Source organism: Rothia sp. HMSC069C10 (assembly GCF_001812205.1).
Lineage (GTDB): Bacteria > Actinomycetota > Actinomycetes > Actinomycetales > Micrococcaceae > Rothia > Rothia mucilaginosa.
The window spans coordinates 327,501-334,655 of record NZ_KV808305.1; the positions used below are offsets into that span (position 1 = coordinate 327,501).

Genomic DNA, 7,155 nt, shown 5'->3' on the forward strand with positions numbered 1-7,155 from the left:
CCCCCCCCCCCCCCCCCGCAAATACAAGCCCGCAAACACACAGGGAGGGGCGGGTAGAAGATCATTCTTCTACCCGCCCCTCCCTCGTGCTTAAGCAGTGCCTACCAAGCAGAGCTCAGTAAGCCGCGCCAGAGAGCTATACCAGAGAACCGCAGTGGCTAGTCCTCCACCACATCATCCTCATCATCAGAGACAGCATCCTCAGAGGAATCCAGCGCAATCTGCTGCTCCTCCTCATCCAGAACCTCATCGCTAGTCATCTGAGCCCAGGTCGCGTCATCAATCAGCGGATCATCAATCACACGAACCCACAGCATCGAACCAGCCGCCAGAGCGCTCAGGTTCTCGTCATACGCCTCCGCAGGCAGACCCTCAAAGATCTCAGCCAGACGCGCAAACAGGTCATCGTACGAAATGTCGCCCTCAGCCTGCAGCCAGCACTCCGCCGCAAAATCAGACAGCTCATTCAGCTCAGTGTCACACAGCAGCAAGAACGGGCCGTCCTCACCCACACGCACACCCGAAGTACCCGGCATACGAGACACCGCAATCGTACCGTTCAAGAACACACCCGGCAGGTGATCCTCAACCGTGTACTTCTCCAGGTTCTCAACCTCATCAGCGTTCGGCAGCTCGCCACCATTCAGCAGATCCTGAACCAGCGGCAGAGTATCCTCAACCTCCGAGTACACCAGGCGCCACACGCCACCGCAACGCTCCACCAGCTTAGCCAGCGACACAACACCCTCAGGGTGACGCGCCAGACCCGAGCTCTGCTCACTCAAGAACACCAAAGCCTCATGCAGCGGAACACGCTCAAAATACGGCTCCGAAGCCGACTCATCACGAGAAATGAACACAATACGCGACAGCTCATAGCTGAGGTCATCACGATCAACCACATTCAGACCCAGATCCACCGGGTTCTGCTGATCCTTCGGCGCATTCGGGTCAACAATCACAGACAACGGCTTCGGATACGGCGACACAACACCCTCATCCGAAATAATCGCAGTCTCATCAGTCAGGTACGCAAACTTCGAACCCAAGAAACGCGACGCAGTCGTCTTACCGCTACCAGAAACACCCACCAGCGCAACAGCGCGCTTCGACTCAGGGTCACCAATAACAGCCGCATGCAGCATCACACCGCGACCAACCAGCTGCTCAATCATCGCCAACGTAATACGGCTCGTCAGATCCTGCATACCCGAATCATCATCAGCCACACGCAGCGTCGAAACCTTATCAAACGAACCCATCAACGGATTCGCCAAATCCATCACCGACTCATCAGTCGGCGCATGAACCAGCATCACCTGATCAAAACGAGACAACGAAGCATACGCCTCATCAGGAGTATCAAAAAACTCCGGAGCAAGAGGCTCCCACGCCTTCTTAAAACGCTCCACAAAAGAGTCCGACATATCAATCAGATACAAAGAAACTTCCGCGCCAGCAACACGCAGAACAACAGGCTTCAGATTCATCAAAAATCCTTAGAGAGTGAGAGATAAAAACCCGCACGCGAGTGAACGCACGAGCACAACAGGCGAAAACCGCCCAACGCGGGCGCACAAACACACAGCCTGCACGCCCGCACCCCAAAGCGGGAAAGACTAAGACTCCACAGAACCATCCGCAGGAATCATCGTCTGATGAAAATTCAAATAACTACGCGAAGCAGTCGGGCCACGCTGACCCTGGTAACGGTTACCATACGCGCCAGAACCATACGGATGCTCAGTCGGGCTACTCAAACGGAAGAAACACAACTGACCAACCTTAGAACCCGGCCACAACATAATCGGCAAAGTCGCCATATTCGACAACTCAAGCGTCACATGCCCCGAAAAACCAGGATCAATAAAACCAGCCGTAGAGTGAGTCAGAAGACCCAGACGACCCAACGACGACTTACCCTCCAGGCGGGCAGCCACATCATCAGGCAGAGTCACCTTCTCATACGTAGAACCCAACACAAACTCACCCGGATGCAGAATAAACGGCTCATCAGGAGCCACCTCCACCAGGCGCGTCAAATCCTCCTGCGGCTGAGCAGGATCAATATGCGGGTACTTATGGTTATCGAACAGACGGAAGAAACGATCAATCCTCACGTCCACACTTGCAGGCTGAATCATCGACTCATCGAACGGATCAAGAACGATGCGCCCATCAGCAATCTCTTGACGAATATCGCGATCTGAAATAAGCACGCTTAAAGGATACCTGGCAAACACCACCCACGTGCAGGCATCCACCAGCCCCAGCACACAGGCCTACATCACATTTCAACCCCGCCACCCCGCGCACAAACAACCGCGACACATTTCACCCCCGACAAGCAAGCGCGATACACTGAAAAAGATGCGGCTGTAGCTCAATGGTAGAGCGCACGCTTCCCAAGCCTGATACGCGGGTTCGATTCCCGTCAGCCGCTCCACAAGCCCCGGACCTTATGGTTTGGGGCTTTATTTTTTAGGTTGGATGCGGTGGTTGGGCTGAGAGTTTAGGATGCGGCTTGGGTTGGACGGGTCGAGGCGGTATGTTCCTTGCTCCTGCAGGGAACCCGTCCTCGCTCCGCTTCGGACACCCTGATGTCGCGACGGAACATACCGACCTCTCCCCTACTATCCTCTCCCCTCTCCGGGAGGTGGAGTAGTGGGTGCGGGGTGCGTCGGGAGCGAGCCGCGGGCTGCTCGGCTTGGGAAGGGTGTGCGCGGAGGCGGGGTGGGGAATACTCGGGTGAGGTACCGCAGACAGCTCGCCGGGAATGAATGTTGAGTTCAGGGCATTGCGGTGGTTCAGTTTGGGAGGTCAGGGTACCTTCCCAAAGGGGTGCCGATACACATGCGAGCGCGCAGCACAGCTATACCTTCCTGAAGCGACATCAGGGTGCCCGAGCTCTGCGAGGGCGGGTGCCCCTGTAGGAGCGAAGGAAGTGTGTAGCGTGTCGGTCGTCCCCTACCCGAGCGAGGAACACACCCCGCAAGACGCCTCAAAACGCTTGAAGGATGTTCAACTCACCACACAGTTGTGCTAACCTAACCACAGAAATTCAATGAGAGAATTGCTCAAAAACATCTACTCGACGACGAATCGTAGACCCGCATGACCCGCGAAACGCACCCCTACACCACCCCCGCACGCCCCCTCGACCTGAACCTCTACCTCGTCACAGGCGACAACCCCCTCGAAACCGTCCGGGCAGCCAAACACGCCACCTGCATCCAAGTTAGGTCCAAACCCATCAGCGCGCGCGAGCTCTACCAGCTCACCGAAGCTATCGCCGGCATCATCCAGCCGCACCAGACCCTCCTCATCGACGACCGTGTAGACGTCGCCCTCGCGCTGCGTGCCCGCGGCGTGCGCGTTGACGGCGTGCACATCGGTCAAGACGACCTGCCCGTAGCCGACGCCCGTGCCCTCCTCGGCGCCGACGCAATCATCGGTCTGACCACCGGCACCCGGCAGCTCGTCGAAGAGTCCAACAAGATTGCGCACCTTATCGACTACATTGGCACCGGGCCGTTCCGCCCCAGCCCCACCAAGCAGTCCAACCGCCCGCCCCTCGGCATTGATGGGCTCCGCGAACTTGCCGAACTGTCCGCCGTACCCACCGTAGCTATCGGCGACATCACCCCCGAAGACTGCCCCGCCATCCGCACCACCGGAGTTGCCGGAATCGCCATGGTCCGCGCCTTCGTTGACAACCCCGCGCTGCAGGCATAGCCATGACCATCACCATCATTGGCGGCGGAATCATTGGCCTCACCACCGCGTTTGAGCTCACCGAACGCGGCGAGAACGTGCACCTCATCGACGCCGAAACCAGCGACTACGGCACCACCGCCGACGGCACGGCGCTCTACCCTGCCGCTAGCCACTACGCCGGCGGCATGCTCGCGCCCATCGCAGAAGTGCAATTCCAGCAGGATGAGCTCTTCCCGCTCATGACCGCCAGCGCCGACGCATACCCCTCCCTCATGGAGAGGCTCAGCCGCGCCACCGACCTGCCCACCGGCTACGACACCACCGGCACGCTCATTGTCGCAGCCGACCGCGCCGACGCCGAGCACCTGCAACGCACCCGCGCCTACTACCGGGACATGAACCGCCCCGCAGACCCCGTCACCCCCACGCAGGCGCGCACCCTCGAACCGCTCCTGGCCCCGCGTATCGCCGGCGCCGTGAGCATCCCCAGTGACCATCAGCTGCACCCGCGGCTCATGAGGCGCGCCCTCAAAGACGCCCTCACCCGCCGCGGTGTCACCTTCAGCACCGAACGGGTCACCGACCCGGATGCGGGCGACATTATCTGCACTGGACTAGGGGCAACACTGCACGGGGACTACCCGCTACGCCCCGTCTACGGGGATATTCTGCGTCTACGCGCGCCGCGGCCCATCCTCAAGCATGTAGTGCGCGGCTACGTGAACTCCCGCCCCGTCTACCTCATCCCCCGCCCAGACGGGGAGCTGTGCATCGGCGCGACCAGCCGCGAAGACCACCGCACACTACCCGCCATTGACGGCGTACACCAGCTGCTACGTGACGCAATCCGCCTGGTGCCCGCCGTTGAAGAGTGCGAGCTTCTGGAGGCGAACGTCGGCGCCCGCCCCGGCACCCCGGACGACCTGCCCATCTTCGGGTACCGCACTCGTGCCGACGGCACCCGCCAGCTCGTGTCCACGGGCTATTTCCGCCACGGTATTCTGCTTGCCGCACTCGCCGGCAAGGTTGGTGCAGAGGTCGCCTGCGGGGCTGAGATTCCGCCCATCATGCAGGCATGCGACCCGGCACGATTCACCCACTAAACACAGTCCCCGCCGGATGCACCCGGCACCTTCACGAAAGGATTTCGCATGATCATCACCTACAACGGCGAGCCGCTAACCACCAACGCCCCCACCGTATTTGACCTTGTCATGGACCAGTTTGGTACCGAGGCGGGCGTGGCAGTAGCCCTTAACCGCAGTATTGTGCCGCGTTCCACGTGGCTGGATGTCCCGCTGAACGAGGGCGATAGGGTGGATGCCCTCACCGCCGTTCAGGGCGGCTAATCTTTCAGCCTGTACCGGAGAGATACCCACCGGCAAAAAAGAACAGATATTCTCGGTTTTTGTTCCCTAAACCGGGCGCACCGTAGCGCCCCGCACCAACCAGCAGACCCCGTTATTTAGACGTTCCCACAGAGGAGAACACCATGAGCCTCACACCGCTCACCATCGGCGACCGCACCTTCAACTCCCGCCTTATCATGGGTTCCGGAGGCGCAACCAGCATGGACCTGCTCGAGCAGGCGCTCATCGCCTCCGGCACCGAAATGACGACCGTTGCCATGCGCCGTCACGCCGCAGGCACCCCCATTTTTCCGCTTCTGCAGAAGCTCAATATTGCGCCGCTACCTAATACCGCAGGGTGCCGCACCGCAGCCGATGCGGTGATGACCGCGATGCTCGCCCGCGAGGCACTGGGCACTTCCTGGGTGAAGGTCGAGATCATCCACGACGAAGACACCCTGCTGCCGGACACCGTGGAGCTGTTGAACGCTTGCGAGCAGCTGGTCGCTGAGGATTTCACGGTGCTCGCGTACACCTCTGACGATCCGGTGGCTGCAGCTCGCCTGGAGGATGCGGGCGTTGCGGCGGTTATGCCGTTGGGCGCGCCGATTGGTACCGGTCTGGGCATTTTGAACCCGCACAATATTGAGCTGATTGCTTCTCGCGCGCAGGTTCCGGTGGTTCTGGATGCCGGCGTGGGTACCGCCTCCGACGCGGCGCTGGCGATGGAGCTGGGTTGTGATGCGGTGTTGTTGGCGTCGGCGGTGAATCGTGCTGAGGATCCGGTGGCGATGGCTCAGGCGATGAAGTTTGCGGTGCAGGCGGGCGCGTTGGCGCGTGAGGCCGGCCGTATTCCGGTGCGTGAGCACGCGAAGGCGTCGTCGCCGTCGGAGGGTTTTGTCTCGTGGATGTAAACCTTGCCCCTACCCCGGTGAATCCGGAGCATGCGCGCCTGGATCGCGAGCGCACGGACCGTCAGCGTCGCCTGCCGGGCTTTGATCAGGATGCGGTGGCGGCTGCCCGCGTGTTGGTAATTGGTGCTGGTGGTTTGGGTTGTCCGGTGGTGCAGGCGTTGGCGGCGGCTGGTGTGGGGTATCTGCATATTGTGGATTCTGATTCGGTGGAGCTGTCGAATATTCAGCGTCAGCCGCTTTTTGGTGTGTCTGATGTGGGTGAGCCGAAGGCGGAGGTTGCGGCGCGCCGTGCCCTGGAGCTGTGCCCGTCGTTGACGGTTGAGACAACGATTCGGCATGTGGATGCGTCCTGGATTTTGGATCTTTTCGCCGCGTCGGCACCGGATTGTGTGGTGGATTGTACGGATACGTTTGCGTCAAAGTATCTGATTGCGGATGCTGCGCAGGTTGCGGGTTTGCCGCTGGTGTGGGGCACAGTTTTGCGTTTTGGCGGGTCGGTGAGTCTTTTTGAGCCGGATGGCGCGCATTTGCGTGATATTTTTCCGACGATTCCGCAGACGGTGGAGTCGTGTGCGCTTGCCGGGGTGTTGGGTGCGACAACAGCTGTGGTGGGTTCGCTGATGGCGACGGAGGTGCTCAAGCATGTGAGCGGCTTGCCGACAGCGGCGGGTACTCTACTGACGTATGATGCCTTGTCGGGTACGTGTACGTCGTTTGGGGCGGTGCCGGATCCGGCGCGTGTGGTGCCGGTGGATTTGTCGGCGCATGAGGTTCCGCAGGTTCTGCTGGATGTGCGTGAGGTGCCCGAGCGTGAGGAGTCGGTGAAGCATGAGGGTTCTTTGCATGTGCCGTTGTCGCAGCTGAGCGACGCTGAGGGGTCGCTGTTGCCGGCAACCGACGTGTCCGCGGAGCTGCTGAGCCTGTTTGAGTCGGTGCGTGATCAGCGTGTGGGCGTTTTCTGTGCCTCGGGTGCGCGAGCGCAGCGCTTTGTGCAGGCGTACGCGGAGCTGGCGGGCGAGTACGGGGTGCGCCTCACGGCTATCTAAACGCATACAAGGCGTAGCTATCCCTTCCGGAGGCGACATCAGGGTCCCCTGTAGGCGCGGAGGAAGGGCATAGCGCGCCTAATCGTAAGGAAAGCGGTATCGTCCGTAGTGACATCAGGGTGCCCGAAG

At 60.5% G+C, this 7,155-nt stretch carries 7 protein-coding genes and 1 tRNA gene; 6 read left to right on the forward strand and 2 right to left on the reverse strand.

All coding sequences use genetic code 11. The features are described from left to right. Positions 1 to 158: 158 nt before the first annotated feature. Together HMPREF2842_RS08585 and dcd are read right to left on the reverse strand one after the other, a co-directional pair. Positions 159 to 1,490 (reverse strand): septin family protein, encoded by a 1,332-nt coding sequence (locus HMPREF2842_RS08585; RefSeq protein ID WP_070644278.1) that lies wholly within the window; start codon positions 1,488 to 1,490, stop codon positions 159 to 161. 129 nt (positions 1,491 to 1,619) lie between these two features. Next, the gene (gene dcd, locus HMPREF2842_RS08590) at positions 1,620 to 2,219 is read right to left on the reverse strand and encodes a dCTP deaminase (RefSeq protein ID WP_005509013.1); all 600 of its coding nucleotides are present in this window, start codon (positions 2,217 to 2,219) and stop codon (positions 1,620 to 1,622) included. Between the two features lie 153 nt (positions 2,220 to 2,372). Between dcd and HMPREF2842_RS08595 the strand changes: the two genes are divergently transcribed. The 6 genes from HMPREF2842_RS08595 to HMPREF2842_RS08620 all read left to right on the forward strand — a co-directional run bounded on the left by HMPREF2842_RS08595 (position 2,373) and on the right by HMPREF2842_RS08620 (position 7,026). Next, positions 2,373 to 2,446 (forward strand) — tRNA-Gly (locus HMPREF2842_RS08595). A gap of 668 nt (positions 2,447 to 3,114) precedes the next feature. Beyond that, positions 3,115 to 3,735: a thiamine phosphate synthase gene (locus HMPREF2842_RS08600; protein WP_070644279.1), complete on the forward strand. Its 621-nt coding sequence runs from the start codon at positions 3,115 to 3,117 to the stop codon at positions 3,733 to 3,735. Between the two features lie 2 nt (positions 3,736 to 3,737). After that, positions 3,738 to 4,820 (forward strand): glycine oxidase ThiO, encoded by a 1,083-nt coding sequence (gene thiO / locus HMPREF2842_RS08605; RefSeq protein WP_070644280.1) that lies wholly within the window; start codon positions 3,738 to 3,740, stop codon positions 4,818 to 4,820. A 48-nt stretch (positions 4,821 to 4,868) separates the two neighbouring features. Further along, positions 4,869 to 5,066, forward strand: coding sequence for a sulfur carrier protein ThiS (gene thiS, locus HMPREF2842_RS08610; RefSeq protein WP_049338535.1), 198 nt, complete (start codon positions 4,869 to 4,871; stop codon positions 5,064 to 5,066). Positions 5,067 to 5,209: 143 nt separating this feature from the next. After that, positions 5,210 to 5,980, forward strand: a complete 771-nt coding sequence (locus tag HMPREF2842_RS08615; RefSeq protein WP_049347554.1) for a thiazole synthase — start codon at positions 5,210 to 5,212, stop codon at positions 5,978 to 5,980. Continuing rightward, positions 5,971 to 7,026 (forward strand): ThiF family adenylyltransferase, encoded by a 1,056-nt coding sequence (locus tag HMPREF2842_RS08620; RefSeq protein ID WP_070644283.1) that lies wholly within the window; start codon positions 5,971 to 5,973, stop codon positions 7,024 to 7,026. The genes HMPREF2842_RS08615 and HMPREF2842_RS08620 overlap by 10 nt, the downstream gene beginning before the upstream one ends. Positions 7,027 to 7,155 lie beyond the last annotated feature (129 nt).

Bases quoted from the DNA above. Each gene is read 5' to 3' on its own strand.
- HMPREF2842_RS08585 (WP_070644278.1), bottom strand. From the start codon at position 1,490: ATGAATCTGAAGCCTGTTGTTCTGCGTGTTGCTGGCGCGGAAGTTTCT.
- HMPREF2842_RS08600 (WP_070644279.1), top strand. From the start codon at position 3,115: ATGACCCGCGAAACGCACCCCTACACCACCCCCGCACGCCCCCTCGAC.
- thiO (WP_070644280.1), top strand. From the start codon at position 3,738: ATGACCATCACCATCATTGGCGGCGGAATCATTGGCCTCACCACCGCG.
- thiS (WP_049338535.1), top strand. From the start codon at position 4,869: ATGATCATCACCTACAACGGCGAGCCGCTAACCACCAACGCCCCCACC.
- HMPREF2842_RS08615 (WP_049347554.1), top strand. From the start codon at position 5,210: ATGAGCCTCACACCGCTCACCATCGGCGACCGCACCTTCAACTCCCGC.